Annotated in this window: 14 protein-coding genes; all 14 read right to left on the bottom strand. The window is 54.8% G+C overall.

Annotation, left to right across the window (positions count from 1 at the left end):
- Positions 1 to 44: 44 nt before the first annotated feature.
- Positions 45 to 251 carry a hypothetical protein gene (locus CAG18_RS19685; protein WP_003298411.1) on the bottom strand — a complete coding sequence of 69 codons (207 nt, stop codon included), beginning with the start codon at positions 249 to 251 and terminating at the stop codon, positions 45 to 47.
- A 14-nt stretch (positions 252 to 265) separates the two neighbouring features.
- Positions 266 to 475, bottom strand: coding sequence for a hypothetical protein (locus CAG18_RS19690; RefSeq protein WP_003298409.1), 210 nt, complete (start codon positions 473 to 475; stop codon positions 266 to 268).
- A gap of 220 nt (positions 476 to 695) precedes the next feature.
- Positions 696 to 1,619: a hypothetical protein gene (locus CAG18_RS19695; RefSeq protein ID WP_010951435.1), complete on the bottom strand. Its 924-nt coding sequence runs from the start codon at positions 1,617 to 1,619 to the stop codon at positions 696 to 698.
- A gap of 310 nt (positions 1,620 to 1,929) precedes the next feature.
- Positions 1,930 to 2,799, bottom strand: coding sequence for a hypothetical protein (locus CAG18_RS27130; protein WP_016497350.1), 870 nt, complete (start codon positions 2,797 to 2,799; stop codon positions 1,930 to 1,932).
- 2 nt (positions 2,800 to 2,801) lie between these two features.
- Positions 2,802 to 3,485 (bottom strand): transcriptional regulator, encoded by a 684-nt coding sequence (locus CAG18_RS19705; protein ID WP_126404318.1) that lies wholly within the window; start codon positions 3,483 to 3,485, stop codon positions 2,802 to 2,804.
- Positions 3,482 to 4,324, bottom strand: coding sequence for a TIGR04255 family protein (locus CAG18_RS19710; RefSeq protein WP_010951432.1), 843 nt, complete (start codon positions 4,322 to 4,324; stop codon positions 3,482 to 3,484). Before CAG18_RS19710 ends, CAG18_RS19705 begins: the two co-directional genes overlap by 4 nt.
- Before the next feature lie 645 nt (positions 4,325 to 4,969).
- Positions 4,970 to 5,329: a histone-like nucleoid-structuring protein, MvaT/MvaU family gene (locus CAG18_RS19715; RefSeq protein ID WP_010951431.1), complete on the bottom strand. Its 360-nt coding sequence runs from the start codon at positions 5,327 to 5,329 to the stop codon at positions 4,970 to 4,972.
- 56 nt (positions 5,330 to 5,385) lie between these two features.
- Positions 5,386 to 7,302: a TniQ family protein gene (locus CAG18_RS19720; protein WP_010951430.1), complete on the bottom strand. Its 1,917-nt coding sequence runs from the start codon at positions 7,300 to 7,302 to the stop codon at positions 5,386 to 5,388.
- A 75-nt stretch (positions 7,303 to 7,377) separates the two neighbouring features.
- A complete protein-coding gene (locus tag CAG18_RS19725) occupies positions 7,378 to 8,337 on the bottom strand; it encodes a TniB family NTP-binding protein (protein WP_010951429.1) in 960 nt (319 codons plus the stop codon).
- Positions 8,334 to 10,292 (bottom strand): DDE-type integrase/transposase/recombinase, encoded by a 1,959-nt coding sequence (locus CAG18_RS19730; protein WP_016497347.1) that lies wholly within the window; start codon positions 10,290 to 10,292, stop codon positions 8,334 to 8,336. The genes CAG18_RS19725 and CAG18_RS19730 overlap by 4 nt, the downstream gene beginning before the upstream one ends.
- Positions 10,273 to 10,911, bottom strand: coding sequence for a TnsA endonuclease N-terminal domain-containing protein (locus tag CAG18_RS19735; RefSeq protein WP_011953077.1), 639 nt, complete (start codon positions 10,909 to 10,911; stop codon positions 10,273 to 10,275). Before CAG18_RS19735 ends, CAG18_RS19730 begins: the two co-directional genes overlap by 20 nt.
- An 836-nt stretch (positions 10,912 to 11,747) precedes the next feature.
- On the bottom strand, positions 11,748 to 14,168 hold the full coding sequence (gene gyrB / locus CAG18_RS19740; protein ID WP_085721404.1) for a DNA topoisomerase (ATP-hydrolyzing) subunit B: 2,421 nt from the start codon (positions 14,166 to 14,168) through the stop codon (positions 11,748 to 11,750).
- 4 nt (positions 14,169 to 14,172) lie between these two features.
- Positions 14,173 to 15,276: a DNA replication/repair protein RecF gene (gene recF, locus CAG18_RS19745; protein ID WP_085721405.1), complete on the bottom strand. Its 1,104-nt coding sequence runs from the start codon at positions 15,274 to 15,276 to the stop codon at positions 14,173 to 14,175.
- A gap of 15 nt (positions 15,277 to 15,291) precedes the next feature.
- Positions 15,292 to 16,395 carry a DNA polymerase III subunit beta gene (dnaN, locus tag CAG18_RS19750; protein WP_015268408.1) on the bottom strand — a complete coding sequence of 368 codons (1,104 nt, stop codon included), beginning with the start codon at positions 16,393 to 16,395 and terminating at the stop codon, positions 15,292 to 15,294.
- Between the last annotated feature and the right edge of the window lie 4 nt (positions 16,396 to 16,399).

Consider the following 16,399-nt stretch of genomic DNA (forward strand, 5'->3'; position numbering starts at 1 on the left):
TTGGCTTGATGGATTCTGAAGCTACCTCCGGATCGGTTATCCCTTCAGTGCGGACGACGAGACTGATATCCCAGAGCGTTGAGCTGATACTCGCTGACAGCCCGAAATTGTGATTCTGCGATTTGACGCAGGCGCTCAACCTCTTCGGCAGATGAGCCAGAAGCCTGCGCCTCGTGGTATTGCTTCATCGCATCCACTGCGTCGGTATACATGGGGTGGTCGGGGAGAAGAGCTGGCATCTTTTTCGTCATGTAGCGGCAGGTCCTCACTGGATAGTCGACGGTGGTTTACCTGCTTTGAGGAGCTGAAAATCAATGACCGCCTGATAGAGCGAATCTGCCAATGGGTGAAGACGCTGTACCTCAAGGTCTGGCAATCCAGCAGCCTCCGCTTCGTGGGCCTGTCGGATAGCTTCAAGCGCTTGCCTCATCAGTGGCTCACCAGCCTCGACCATTCCAATGAATGTGCGCTTCACAACATTTTGCTCCATTCAGCTGAAGATGAATTATAGGACACCGCGGCGTGGCAAGGCCCCGAGCAGCATAGGTGTTCGACGCCCGACTGAACGAATCAATGAGGAGCGCGCTGGCCTGGGGAGTGGCCAGGGCGCGTGTCGTAGCTACGTTGTAAACCACTTTTTTTCACTGTAAACCACTGTGGTTACAGTGAAAAAAAGTGGTTTACAACAGGCCTCCTCAGGCCTGAGTCAGCTCCAGCAGATCGCCCAGTTCCTCCCGGGCCATCTTCACTCTATCCATTCTGCGATAAGGATGATCAACCGGCATCCGGATAAGGGATTCGAACCAAGCCGAATCGAATTTGATGACTTCCTTGTGAATGTGCTCAAGCTCACCTCCGCGAGGCTGTGACACTACAAACTCCATGCTTTCAACCAAGCCGGACGCTTCACTGTCTTTGACGATTCGATGGCGGATGAAACTCATTTTGAGATCAAAATATGCCGCCTTCGAACCAGGCACCTTCTTCGATTCCAGCCGACCAGTGCTGCTGATTTCCGCCCCTGGCACCTCAGCGGCAATAGCTTTCACCAGCTCAGCATTTCCAATGACCTTCTGGCCAAACAGGCGGGTGGCGTCCGACATGTAAGCAAAGATCCATGGCACATTGCGAAGCGTCGCGCCGGTATAGAGGTAGCCACGCTCTCCCTTGTAACGCTGCAGCATGCCTCTCAACGCGTTCTCGGAAAGGACCAGTTGGGTCTCTTTCTCCAGGATGTAAACCACGCGATCGAACTGTTCGATCAATAGCTTGAGAATCTTCCGTGGGACGCCGTCAAACCTGGTTTTTCGTTCTGTTTTCTTGTGCTGGCGAGGCTGGAAGTACGGGCAATCGTTACGGGCCTCACTATCAAATGGAGCGATGCCGCGAATGCTCTTAGTAGCATGTTTCCCGAATGGGTTCTTCACGTTAGGCGGTAGCTCATACAGCCCAACCAGCTGGACAGGGTTGTCGCATGCCGGGCATACAGCAAACTGAGCTAGCTTGCCGGCACTTCCAGGCTGGTACCATGGATCTCTGCGGAAGGTCTCGGCCTCGAAACCTTCCTTGTCGATGATCTTGCTTTCTGTGTCTTCGATGCGGACCTTATAGACATCCATCTTTGCTGAAACCGTATCAATAGAGGGTCTCTGGATGGTAACGAGCGAGGATAGGCAGCAGTAGGCCTAACTGACCCTTTTGGTGGTCACCCACTGGTTTGAGGCCCGCCCAAAGCATGCCTGATCGACCTGGGCGGGCCCTAGAAACAACTAACCCCCTGGTGCGCAGTACAGGTCTGGGACCTGCCCGAGGCGTGGGGGCTATTCTTGGAGCGACAGTGACACCGGCTCCGGAGAAAATCAATTGGTTTGTAGAGCAGCCGGTCAGCTAAGGTCAAACCCAGATCCTAAAGGGGAGGCCGATAGCAGCTCAGTCAGCATCATCGGCACCTTCTTCATCTTCATCGGTATCCCCAACACTGAGCCAGTCGTGAAGGTTGTACCGCACGAAGTCTTCCGCATCGAGCATGGTAAAGTCTTGGAGCACCGTGACGTCTGCTCCACCGAAGTACAGCCCATCGTTGAGATTTCTGGCCACCCCGAGCAATTCATTCAGCTGGTCGTGCAGCTCATTTGCGCGCCTGGCGTGCTCTCGTTTGGTCAAAAACCGGAACACCACCTCGTAGGGCTCAGCCGGGTCGCGAATCTCGCCCTTGGGGTTGAAGGAAACCCAAGCACTAGCGAAAAATTGGTTGTTCTGATGGAGGAAATCGTCGACAAGCACGGCGATGCCCTTCATGCCGTCGTCACCTTGGTCTGCCTTCAGGCGGTTGACCAACTCGTCCGGCATCGCAATACGGTTGTAATGGTGGGACATCCAGTATGAGAAATACTGACCGTTTTCTTCGCTCAGCGTGATTACCGGATTTCGGTGGAGCGTCGGAAGCACGGCTCTCTTGGTCCACACACGCTTGTGAATCTTGAGCTCCAAAACCTGCTTTTCCGCGTGCTGCAGGTGCAGCGTACGTGGATTGAGGGCGTGCAGCTGCTTATCAAAGGCCTTTTTCTTTACCTTAACGGCAATCCACTCTATCCACGGCGCATCACAAAGGTTGCGTGCATGCACCGTGCAGGAATGGGAGGCCAACATCCAATAAGCTGGAGCCACCCCCTCGAATTGGCCTTTCAGGACCTCCTCGGATATGTGTTCAATCAAGGCGTCACCTGAGACGGTATCTCCTTGCAGCCAACCAGCAGCGCTAATGGCACTTACGATCTCTTGCTCAGGTGTATCAGCCATAATCAAACCAAATTCGAACCGCCCGATTTTTCTAACCTGGCGATGGTTTTGAGGTCCCTATCACGTAGCTGCTGCGCCTTGCCAGCCAACTCCGCAACCATTCCGTACACACCTTTAGCGCCATTTCGATTCCACGCTTCATCCGAAAGCGCATCCTGAATCAGGCGGCCATCGGCGGTTGGATAGAAAAGCACCCGATGCAGATACTGCGCTTCTTCGGCGTTAACTTGGCGCAACGCCTCAGTTAAAGCCGCAAGCCTCTCGGGAAAACCAGTGGCGGTTTTTCCAGTCCGCCAATTGTACACGGTCTGACGAGACACGTTGAAGATCTGCGCGATGGAGCTATCTGACAACTTGAAGTCGCTCCTAAGCTCCTCGATTAAGGCCGGCGCTACGTCTTCGGTAACATTGGCATCCTGGCTGGTGTCCACCTCGGTCCAGGCACCAGCATGCACGCCATGAAAGCTCATGCCTGCTGAGCCGATAAGTTGTGGATAGGGCAGGGAGGCAGTCCCAGGAGCGACTACTACCGAAACGGCCAGCATCGCTGTGAAAGCAATCGCCAATACAGGGTTTGCTGTCGTGCTACCTACACGCGGAGCAATTTCAGGGTTTTCCCAAGTAGAAGATCTGCTTACAGCAGCCCCGGTAGGATCAATCCATTGCCCATTCATTGCTGTAGTCATTTCGCCTTCCCCCAAACCTCAAAGGCATGATCTTTCGCGACTGTCCTAAAAGCAAAGTTAGCAGTCTTATGCAAACCGTCGAGTCTCGTGCAGATCTCCTCGGTTCCCAGTCGTTCGGCTAACTGCAGCGGCCAATGCGCATCCGTATCGAGAAGAGCACCATTTTCGCTAACAGGCACAAATGCACCTTGCAGAGGAGCACCATGCTTGGATGAATTCCTCGATTGCTTAGCAATTTCGAAAACCATGGCCGGCTCGACCAAATCTTCCGGTATCCACATACCAGTCTGCCGCCAGCATCTGATGTGCAGATACTCCGGATCTAGATGGTAGGTGGTAGTAGAGATTCCAAGCTGCTCCTTGGGGACTTTCCCATGCGCCGCTAGCTCATCGCATTTAAGTGGGAGCATGGCTTCCGGAAGGTAGTCGGCTAGGGTCTCACCTTCAGCTGGTTCAATTTTATCGACGTACCGCATCCCGATAGCGGTGATATCCAATGCACCTGCTTGCCCTACCAGCGCCTCAATGCACTCACGGAAAAGCGCTAAGTGGTTATCAAAATGAAGATAATTTGTGCTTTGCAGGATCATGTGATCCATGGCCAGCACGCACGCGTAGTCAGCATCCCGATTAAGGAACGCCCAAGAATTCGGTTCTCCGCTGTGCATCACCCCAGGCGGCACGCCCTTGACCATCTGGAAGAAGCCCGGGAGGCTCTGACGGATCGTGTGCTGAATGTCTGGGATCAGCTTTGGCAGCTTAAGAATCGGGGCAAATCTGATTACGCTCAACGCATAGATAAGCGGCGCCCTTGCTAAGACCCCTTCGCGTTCTGACATGTTAACTCCTCCACCGCGCCCAACGAGGGACCGGATTCTACATCATTTGACAAATCCTTTGACAAGAACTGTATAGCAGGGCCTTTCGATTTGACAAGCGGTCCCCGTGAGGGATGGAGTGCAGAAAACGCCTCCATCAGGAGCTTACTCGTCATTCCAGAAAAGCCTCTACAGACACCATCGCTAAGCCTCTGAGGAAGCACGAATTTTTAATCAGAGCTCTTCCTAGCAGTGAGAAGAAACTCAACGAATCGTCACCAGATAGCTCAATCCAGGGGAACGCTTGCTCTGATGGGGTGGTTCAGAAACGTGCTGTCTGGTCCAGATTTCTCATCTACGAAGAGCACGAAGAGCTCTTGGATCCAGAGTTTGAGGCCGTGATTGGCTGAATGGAGAGGTCGGAAAGAGGACGGGTGATCCAGTGAAGCACAAGCGCAGTCAGGAGGCTTGCGATGGTGTTCACTGAGATTGAGACGAGAGCATTCCGCATTTTGGAGAGTCCATTTTTTGAAGTGGACCTCTATTTAATGCGCATAAACTGTGTGTCACCACCACCCGCAGAAAATTTCGTCACGCCCCAGAATGGGAATTTGCATTCGGGGCGCACCACGATTCATCTCGTGCCAGAAGCCGCCTGCAGTGCAATCAATTGGCGAGCCAAGACTCGACTACCTCAGCGCCATACTCGTTTTTCCAGGCCTTAAGCGTACGCTGATTACCACCCTTGGTCTCAACAACCTCTCCGCTGTGTGGATTCTTGTAGACCTTTACTTCGCGTGGTTTCCGAGAGGTTTTTGGGGCCATATCAGTGGAAGCCACCGCTTGCGGATCGAGGATCAGCACCACTTGGCGCAGGCCGTAGCCATACTCGTTGAGCAAACTGCGCAGCTTCGTTTCAAATTCCATTTCCTGCTTCAGGGCAGAGTCATTTTTCAGCGCTTCCAGCTCCGCCAGTTGGGCTGCGAGCTGTTGTTCGAGCAGGCGGAATTCAGCGAGACGGGACATAAGATTCTCCAAAATGGGTTCGATGATTTTAGCAATCAAGAAAGAAAGCGTGCTAACTATCTTGATCCCACATGCCTGAATCGGCAATCACGAGGCTGAGCGATCGGTGTGGATAAAAACGTGATGGCTTCAGGATCGTCGATCTGGGCGGCTTCACTTGCGAGGTAATCGATCAGCTTTTTGCTTCTTACCCAAACGTACTGCCGGCAAGCCGCGTTTGGAATGGATGGCCCCGCAACGGGGCGAAACCTGGCCTCCCAAAGGTGCTTGAACGCCTCCCTGGTCGACTTCCCCAAATACACCGCAATCTCCGGTCCCAAGATATAGCCACGCCTGAATCTGTCGATGGCTTGAGGCTTAACCATCAATTGCGTACGCCGGCCTCGTTCGACAGCAGTGCTCCATAGCAGACCCAGTCGAACGAACGCGTATGCGCATTGTTCTTTGACGCCTAACAGCGCAGCAGCCTTGACTACCGACAGGCCGGGAAAGACCGGACTCTTGTTCTCAGCTCGGGCTTGTTGCCACGCTGCAAAATCTTGCGGCTTGAGTAACCACGCCCCTACCGCAACCGAGCCATTCTCAGCTGGGCCGTAAGCGCGAAGTTCACCTGCACGTATTGCCTGAACCAACTCGACCAACCCACCCCCCTTGGGCAGAGAATGCTTGGCCAAGTAGTTGATCGACACCAGGCTCTGGTCAGAGCTGGTAGGCAGCTTCTCATCAATCAATTCGTTGATCGAGCGGCAGTCAATCAGCCACCTTTCGCCTGGGCGCGGTTCTCCACCAAAGAACTGGAGGGTACCACCAGCTAGCAGCTGCCTAACCCGATTGCGACAGAGGCTTAGCAAAGTCGAGGTTTCTTTCATATCAGCCACGCCCTGGAGATGCTGCGAGATTGCCTTCAAATGATCCAGGTCCACGACCGTAAAGACTCGATCTTCATGGACCTTCTCCCGATAGGCGATTTGTCCCTCCTGATGAAGGCGTTTTATGACTGATACCCCGAGACCACAAGCTTCAGCAGCAGAATCGAACGACACCCAACGATGTCTCTCAATCGTCTCCTCACTCAAATTGCGATTTCGCTTCGCTAACGGTGCTTCCCACGCATGCTGCAGAAATGATTCGAACTCTCGACGAAGAAAGTCAAAACAAGAGTCATCCAGATCACGGTGGATGTCGTGGTATATCGGGCCGAACGATCTGCTGAGCGTCCAATGTTCGTTATCGGAATGGACTGCCTTGAGGCCACTCAGCAGTTCTCTGAATGCGAGAGGCCAGTTCATGAGAACCACGCCCGCCGCGTTTGCCATAAGCCGCGATATCTCTAGCGAACCCGAATCAGCAACCTTCAGCGGCTGGGTTCTTTCCGTAGGCAAACTTCTGACAGCGAGACGCGATGACAACTCGTGAAACTGTTCGTAGGTGAGGGCCGCCAATCCCGCGTCAGCTGGCAACGAGTCGGCGTAAAACCTATCTTCAAAGCCAGAGGTGAGCCAGGCGGCCGTATCACTCGCCGGCGCGATCTCAAAATTGGTCCCACTCAATGAGGTGCCACACGCTTGGCAACTATTCGCACTCATTGCGCTTGGATCGGTTTCCTTCAGACAGTTGGGGCACCGCCCGTGGAGTTCAGTGCCGTGGACAGAACACGTCGTAACCAGGGTCAAGCCCCAGCTTTCTCTCCAATAACCGGCTTCGCCCAAACAGATCGGACAGTAACGAGCGTGATGAGTCGTCCATAACTTGACCCCCTTGGGCCTTGGATCACGAAACTCAGCAGATACCGCAGGCCAGCTCAGTGGTCCTTCCATCATCTGCAGCCAGTCCGCAACATCGGTCTCGTCGGCTCGTGCAAAGGCGGTGAGCAGTTCCTTTCTGGGTAATCCGTTGGCTTTCGCCAGGCGCTGCAGGTACCCCAAAAGACTTTCGTCTTGGTGTGGTCGTGGGTTGATTAAAAGACCAAACATTCCTACACATCCATGAAATCGAAGACATAAAAATCAGGGGAGTAGAGCCGGGCCGATAAGCCCGGCCCTTGGCCGTCAGGTACTGCTCTCTTCGAACGTCTCAAACGGCTCCCGCTTCCCGAACAGAGGCTGGAAATTGAAGCTCGCACTGAAGGGGTTTCGATCCTCGGTGGCGTAGCTCCAAACCTCGTCTTCAAAAGCCTGGGCCAGCACAGGAAGTTCAATCCCGACAAGGTCCTGGACTTGAACCAGCCAAACAGCCCTGTCCACAATCTTGATGAGGTAGTCGATCAATCCATAGGAAGCCAGGTAGAAGCGTTTAATCATCGCTGGCTCTACAAAACTGATGGTTTGAACAGGCAGTTCGCCCTCGATTGCCTGCAACAACATCACGAAATGAAGAGACGTATTAGCGGAGAAGGTGAAGCGATCGTATGCCACCGTGGCCGAAAACCTGCGTCGCAGTTGCTCGTTTGCTAGCAGGAGATTTTCGGTGCGCTTCAGCCCAATCAGAACAAACGCGATACTGGTTTCATTCATCAGACTCTTGATCCAGTCTGCTGCCTCATACGCACCATTACGACGATAATCGACCAGGTGCTGCGCCTCATCGAGGACCAACATCTCCACGCCAAGGTTCTTCAGCAGCAGGACTACTCGCGCAAATTTAACCTCTGCCGAATGTCCTCGTGCCTCTGCGAAGGGATCCTTCAGCTCTGCCAAAATGGCTGCTGCCAGGTTCTTTTTGGTTGGAGACGAAGGCATCTCGACGAACAGAACTGTCCGCTTCTGTGGGTCATGGCTCTCCAATTCCTCCAATGACCGAATGTACTCCTTGACCAATGTGCTCTTGCCCACTCCGCTTGGACCTTGGATCAGCAACCCTTTACTTGCTCTGGTACGCCGACTATCGCCGTGGATATCGCCTAGTCGCGTCAACGCTCGCTCGACTTGAGGGCTGTGAATAAAACGATCGCGGAGCGTAAAGCTGTATTCACCATGCTCGTAGCATTCGTACAGATTGATGGCGTTCATGGCTTAGAACTCCCAGCAGGGCGACGAACCGAGACCTTGAAGGCTGCTGGCGGAATGTTAGGAATAGAGTCACCGGTCCATTCCACTTCAGCGAGTACCTTGGGTGGAGGCGTGCTTTCGGTCACTCGACCCTCCTTGTCGATTTTCGCTATGGCAGCTGCGCGTCGTTTTCTGAGCGTCTGCGAACGGCGGGCCTCGTCTGCATCTTCCATAATTTCCTGGTAGCACCTGTGCGTAGCCTCGAAGCTAGGCTGCTCATTATATTTTTCTCGCAGCGCTTTCTCGGCAGCCTTCCACACCTCCCTGCTCTTACCGGCCATTCGCTCATCTTTGGCGGGCACTTTGAAGAACAAGTTTCTGAAGCGGTCGTGAACCCAAACGTGCCCGGCTTCGTCTCGATAGCGGACGTTTACCTTTTCTCCGTCTGCCAAACGCATACGGAGCTCAGCAAGTTCCGTAGAGTGGTAGCCCACTTTGGCAACCTCGATGCCGTAATGGTGAACCTTCACCGAGGCCCGCTTGGCCAGAATGCACTCCAACGAGTCCAGGTCGACGGGAAGGCTGATGACATGGTTCGCCTCGCTAGTCCCCCAGACTTGAGCCGGTGTTCTGTTGTCCAGCCCCCGATGAGGAGTCTGGTGGTAACCATCGACGATCCATTTCACTACCACCGCCTCCAATTGAGGGAGCGTGAAACATGCATTCTTCTCCGAGTCGTAATCGCCACGCTGCTGGATATTCGAGAAGGTGGTACCCGGGAGGTTGTGGATAAGCCCCAGGTTCTGTGTGCTGAAAAAGCGTTCGACGGCACCTTTCCTTTGAGGGGCCCTTGAAGCGGGATACATGATCTCGATACCCAACTCGTTGAATCCCATGATGAGATCGCCCGCGTGAAATTCCGCTGCGTTGTCTGGGACTATTCGAGCCGGCAGCCCACGTGCCCACCATTCATTTCTCACTTTCGGAAAGCGCTTCAGCAATTCGGCTTTTGGACGGATTGAGCGTTCGATCACACGAAGCACGGTTTCCGTATTTGGCGCCGACAGGTGGAGCAAATATCCCATCACCATTCGAGAGAAGCGGTCGAGGACGATCGTCAGATAGGGGCGCCCAATGCACAGCCCCGAGGTTTCATCCACAAGCTGGACGTCCAACAAGGTGTGATCAATTTCCCAACGTTCCAAAATCTCATGGACACGTAGGACACCCGCCGCAACACGGTGCTTCTTGTCTGCTGCGTGTTTTCCGAGCCTCTCCTTATCCACAAGGTACGGATCCAGCTTGGCGATGTACCTTCGGACAGTCATTCCGCTTGGGATCTTGAGCTGATCCGAAGGCAAACGACTTTTGTTCCTCTCTTTTATCTGATCTTCGAATTCTGAAACGACCACGCTGACCGCTGGAATCGTATCCTGCAGGTAGGTTTTATTAATCACCCCTTCAAGAATAACTTCGAGCTCTCCCTGTATCGCGGCAGCCCGACCCTTTTTGGCATGCTGAGGGATAAGCTTTACTACGTTCTGGCCAATGTATTTGGCTGCCCAACGTCGAATAGTGGAAACCGAGGGTGCGCACGCATCCCCAATCTTTTTGGCGATATCTCTAAGTTTCTTGATCATGTCTTCGTCACCCGGTAGCTTGTATTTACCGCGCTTAGTTAGGTCGTCCAGATACTTGCGTCGACGCAATGCCTCATCTCCATGTTTTTTGGGGAAGCATGAAATATCTGGAGGGACGTTCCGCACATACGGAACCTTCCCAAGGTATGGCTGATCAGCGGAGATCTCGATCTCGCGCTTCTCGTAGGCCTCATAGAACTCCTTCTCGGATAGCTTCGTGGGCTCACCAAGCTCATCGAAAAAGAGCAGCTTCCGGTCAATAAGCCTCTTCTCAAGCACCATCAGTACGCCACGAACGATGACGACCAATTTCACCCTAAGGGAAAAGGTTTGCATGACGGTGCCCCCCTTGCAGGAAGACCGGGGAGTCAGTGTCAATTGACCTATCAAGGTCAATGCCCACCACCCCAAGGCCTAACAAGCGCCAGGCTTTCCCCTCACCAACCACGTAGAGCAGATCTGCAACGGTCATAGGCGGCCATTCGTTGAAGGTCGCCATTACCTCCTCCAACGCCTGATGCGAAAGCTCTGGACCGCGCCGGTGATACATCAGCCTTCTAAGATTGGTAGCCAGGGGTTCAGCTTCAATTAACTTTTCAGTGATCACCGAAAAGTTACGGGCAGTGGCGTTGAAGTAGCGCTCAGCGGCATCCAGTCGCTGCCTGACGCTGGCAATCTTCAGTCGGTCGTGAGGCTTCACTTCAAACCACCACTCGCGCCCATCCGCGAGGAAAACCTGTACGTCTGGGTAATATTTGAAGTAGCCCTGGAGCGATGGAACACGTTCCTCACTGGGCTGCGGGACGTAGCCGATGACCGCAGGAGACAGCTCAAGAAGCCGAAAAAGAGCGCCTTCGAGCTGGGACTCCCAGGGCACAGGCTTTTTATTTTTGAGCGATGGGAAGTAGCCGCGGTAATGGTTGGACCGCCGCGTGACCACCTTTCGTACTGTCATGAAACACCTCCGAAAATCTCGAAACGAGCGCCGACGCTGCGCCAAAAAATCAAGGCGCAGGGCGGGCGAAGTGAGGCCTTTCGACAGGCAACACTGTGCCGTCGAGTAACCTCGCTAAGGTCGAAAAAATGGGAGAGGATTGACAGTCGCTTCGAAAAAGCAGACATTGCGGGTTCTGAGGACGCAAGTCTGCTTCGCTAAGCGCGGTCAGTCCTCTCGGGATTGATCGCGTTTTTCTACATTTTCAGGTCTCCTTTTCTCTCATTGGTCATGACTCTCATGACTGATCAGAATCTAAAGCAATCGGCTTGCTCTCTTTATTTCTAAACGGCCACTTCGTGATCGCTGGAGCAATTTGGATCAGGTCTGAAGCTCTCGCTTCAAACAGCTGATTTGGCTGAAAATCTTCAGTGCAAAGCGGAAAAGTTGGTCATAGATCTTATTCCAACATCCCTTCGAAATCTACAAAAAATCCAAAATGGCAACTTCCACCAAATTCCATTTCCATACTAAATTGTTCAAATTAATACTTAACACGTACGCTTAATTAACTATTAAGGTGTTCAAATATTAGTTTTAAAGTCCTCTCAATCTCTCTGCTGCTCAGATCCGCCCGCCGACCCTCTCAGCACTTCCAGCGCCCCATCAAATCACTTCCTCAAATCCCCCCATCTGCATCATTTTCCAATGAGCGGAGTAGGGCGCCCCGGCAGGAATTCCAGGCAAAAAAAAGCCCGCGAAGGCGGGCTTGATGGTGACCGACAGGGGCCATGGTTGAAGCCCGGCCGGTCATCTATTTGTGAAAGCGTGCAGCTTTTCTGTGAACCTACACCGGATCAGAAGTCCAGGTTCGATACCGACAGCGCGTTGCTTTCGATGAAGTCACGACGCGGCTCGACCGCATCACCCATCAGGGTGTTGAAGATCTGGTCGGCTGCGATCGCATCCTCGATGGTGACCTTGAGCATACGGCGGACGGTTGGGTCCATGGTGGTTTCCCACAGCTGCTCAGGGTTCATCTCGCCCAGCCCTTTGTATCGCTGGATGGTGTGGCGCTTGGTGGTTTCGTTCATCAGCCAATCCAGGCCTTCCTTGAACTCGACAATTGCCTTGCGGCGCTCACCGCGCTGCACATAAGCACCTTCGCCCAACAAGCTGGACAGCTTGGCACCAATGTTGACGACGGTACGGTAGTCATTACTGCCGAAGAAGTCCCGGTTGAAGGTGACGTAGCTGGCCAGGCCGTGGGAGGTAACTTCCACTTCTGGCAACCATACGTTGCGCTCTTTGTCTTCGCGCAGGCTGGCTTTGTAAACCAGGCCGGACTTCTGGCTGTTATTCAGACGTTCCTGGAACTGTGCCAGCCAGGCTTGCATCACAGCGTGGTCACCCAGCTGTTCCAGGCTGACCTCCGGCAGGTAGATGAAGTGCTCGGTCAGCTCTTCCGGGTACAAGCGAGACAGACGCTTGAGTGTCTTCATGACACTACGGAATTCATTCACCAATGCTTCCAGCTGTACACCGGAAACCGCTGGTGCCGACTCGTCCAGGTGAAGGCTGGCATCTTCCAGGGCCGACTGGGTCATGTACTCTTCCATGGCCTCGTCGTCCTTTATGTACTGCTCCTGCTTGCCTTTCTTCACCTTGTACAGCGGTGGCTGGGCAATGTAGATGTAGCCGCGCTCGACCAGCTCCGGCAGCTGACGGAAGAAGAAGGTCAGCAGCAGGGTACGGATGTGCGAACCGTCAACGTCAGCATCGGTCATGATGATGATGTTGTGATAACGCAGCTTGTCGATGTTGTACTCTTCGCGGCCGATACCGCAGCCCAGTGCAGTGATCAGCGTGCCCACTTCCTGGGACGAGATCATCTTGTCGAAGCGCGCTTTCTCGACGTTGAGGATTTTACCCTTCAACGGCAGGATTGCCTGGGTACGACGGTTGCGGCCTTGCTTCGCCGAACCACCCGCGGAGTCACCCTCCACCAGGTACAGTTCGGAAAGGGCAGGGTCCTTTTCCTGGCAGTCCGCCAGTTTGCCTGGCAGGCCGGCAATATCCAGCGCGCCTTTACGGCGAGTCATTTCACGGGCTTTACGTGCCGCTTCACGGGCACGGGCAGCATCGATCATCTTGCCAACGACGGCCTTGGCCTCGCTCGGGTTTTCCAACAGGAAGTCGGCGAAGTACTTGTTCATCTCCTGTTCCACGGCGGTTTTCACCTCCGAAGAGACCAGCTTGTCCTTGGTCTGCGAGCTGAACTTAGGGTCCGGCACCTTCACCGAGATGATCGCGGTCAGGCCTTCACGGGCGTCGTCGCCAGTGGTCGCCACCTTGTTCTTCTTGGCCAGGCCTTCCTGTTCGATGTAGCTGTTCAGGCTACGGGTCAGCGAGGAGCGGAAGCCCACCAGGTGAGTACCGCCATCACGCTGCGGAATGTTGTTGGTGAAGCACAACAGGTTTTCGTTGAAGCTGTCGTTCCACTGCAGGGCGACTTCAACACCCACGCCATCGTCACGCTGGACGTTGAAGTGGAATACCTGGGAGTTGACCGGGGTCTTGTTGGTGTTCAGGTATTCGACGAACGCACGCAGGCCGCCTTCGTATTTGAAGAACTCTTCCTTACCGCTACGTTCATCCTTCAGCAGGATGCCGACGCCCGAGTTGAGGAACGACAGCTCGCGGATACGCTTGGCCAGGATGTCCCAGCTGAAGTGAATGTTCTTGAAGGTTTCAGCTGAAGGCTTGAAGTGGATGTGGGTACCGGTGGTTTCGCTGTCACCGACAACTGCCATCGGCGCCTGTGGAACACCATGAACGTAGGTCTGTTCCCAGATCTTGCCGCTACGGCGAACGGTCAGTACCAGTTTCTCGGACAGGGCGTTCACTACAGAAACACCTACGCCGTGCAGACCGCCGGATACCTTGTAGGAGTTGTCGTCGAACTTACCGCCAGCGTGCAGCACGGTCATGATGACCTCGGCTGCGGAGACGCCTTCTTCTTTATGCACGTCGACCGGAATGCCGCGACCGTTGTCGCGCACACTGATGGATTCGTCCGGGTGGATGATGACGGTGATGTCATCGCAGTGACCGGCGAGGGCTTCGTCGATCGAGTTGTCGACCACCTCGAAGACCATGTGGTGCAGGCCGCTACCATCATCGGTGTCGCCAATGTACATGCCGGGGCGCTTGCGCACGGCATCCAAACCTTTCAGCACCTTGATGCTGGAGGAGTCGTACGTTTGATTTTCGCTCATGCATTCACTCCCGATGGTCGTGGGTCTGGGTGATACGGCCTTGTTCCACGTGGAACAAAGCAACTGGCGTTTCCGTCTGCCAGCCTTCCCTCAGTAATTCGTGATCTACACAGGTGATGAACACCTGGCAGCGTAATTCTTCAAGCAAGCGACACAGCGCGCGGCGATGCTGGTCGTCCAGTTCGGACGGCAAGTCATCCACGAGATAAATACAGTGACCGCGGCGAGCCTGACTAACGAGGTGGCCTTGGGCAATGCGCAATGCGCACACCACCAGCTTTTGCTGACCACGTGACAGGATGTCGGCTGCATTGTTGGCAGCCAGACGAAGACGCAGATCAGCACGCTGCGGACCGGCCTGGGTGTGGCCCATCTGCTGATCGCGAAGGAGAGAGGAAGCGAGTACTTCTTGCAGTTCCCGGTCCTTGTCCCAGCCTCGGTAGTAGCTAAGGGTCAACCCGTCCAGCTCGACCAGTTCGCTCAGGGTTCGCTCGAAGACGGGCTTCAAGGCCTTGATGTAGTTGCGACGGTATTCATCTATTTCCGCACTGGCCAGGCACAATTCCCGGTCCCAGGCGGCTTGCGAAGCTGGGTCAAGTGTACCATGCCGTAACCATGAGTTCCGCTGCCGCAGTGCCTTCTGCAGCCGTTGCCAGGCGGGCAGAAAACGAGGTTCCACGTGGAACACCCCCCAATCCAGGAACTGGCGGCGTATTTTCGGAGCGCCTTCCAACAAGCGGAAACTGTCCGGATTGATGAGCTGAAGCGGTAGCAATTCAGCGAGCTGCGCTGCACTCCGCGCATTCTGCCCATCGATGCGAATAGTGAACTCCCCTTGCCGCTCCCGGGATACACCCAAGTTGCTGCTGCCCCCCTCGGCCAACTGCACTTCGCCGAACACGGTACAGGCAGCCTGCTCGTACTGGATAACCGGATTCAGGCGGGTGCTGCGGAACGAGCGCGCCAGCCCGAGCAGGTGCACGGCCTCAAGCACGCTGGTTTTGCCGCTGCCGTTGGCGCCGTAAAGGATGTTGATGCGGGGGGACGGTGAGAGTGTCACCGGGTGCAAGTTGCGCACCGCGGTGACCATGATACGTCGAAGAGACATTTCGCCTGCTACGGGTTACAGACGCATTGGCATGACAACGTAGGAAGAATCGTCATTGCCAGCTTCCTGCAGCAGGGCACTGCTGTTGGAATCGGACAGGATCAGACGAACTTGCTCGGTAGTCATTACGCCCAGCACGTCCAGCAGGTAGCTGACGTTGAAGCCGATTTCCAGCGAGCTACCTTCGTAGTCCACGCTGATTTCTTCTTCAGCTTCTTCCTGCTCGGGGTTGTTGGCCTGGATCTTCAGTTGGCCAGCAGCCAGTTGCAGGCGGATACCGCGGTACTTTTCGTTGGAAAGAATCGCAGTACGGCTGAAGGCTTCACGCAGCGCCTGACGGTCGCCGACCACCAGCTTGTCACCGCCCTTGGGCAGTACGCGCTCGTAGTCCGGGAACTTGCCGTCCACCAGCTTGGAAGTGAAGGTGAATTCACCGGTGGTGGCGCGAATGTGGTGCTGGCCCAGGACGATGCTGACCATGCCTTCCGGGTCGGTCAGCAGGCGTGCCAGTTCGAGGATACCTTTGCGTGGCACGATGACCTGGTGGCGATCATCCTGCTCGATCGGTGCGCTCATGGAGCACAGCGCCAGGCGATGACCGTCAGTGGACACAGCTCGTAGGGTGTTGCGGGAAACCTCCAGCAGCATACCGTTGAGGTAGTAGCGCACATCCTGCTGGGCCATGGCGAAACTGGTGCGCTCGATCAGGCGGCGCAGCTTGCTCTGTTCCAGGTTGCAGGTCAGCGAGCCCGGGCCTTCTTCCACGGTCGGGAAGTCATTGGCTGGCAGGGTCGACAGGGTAAAGCGGCTGCGGCCGGCCTTGACCAACAGTTTCTGCTCGTCGACCTTGATATCGATCAGGACGTCGTTCGGCAGGCTTTTGCAAATGTCCATCAGCTTGCGTGCCGGGACAGTGATTTCGCCAGGCTCGGCCGGCTCTTCCAGTTGCACGCGGCCTACCAGTTCGACTTCCAGGTCGGTACCAGTCAACGACAGTTGCTGGCCTTGCACGACCAGCAATACGTTGGACAGGACCGGCAAGGTCTGGCGGCGCTCGACGACACCGGCGACCAGTTGCAGGGGTTTCAACAGGGCTTCGCGTTGAATGGTGAAATGCATGGTC

Source organism: Pseudomonas sp. B22(2017) (genome assembly GCF_002113105.1).
Classification (GTDB): Bacteria; Pseudomonadota; Gammaproteobacteria; order Pseudomonadales; family Pseudomonadaceae; genus Aquipseudomonas; species Aquipseudomonas asiatica.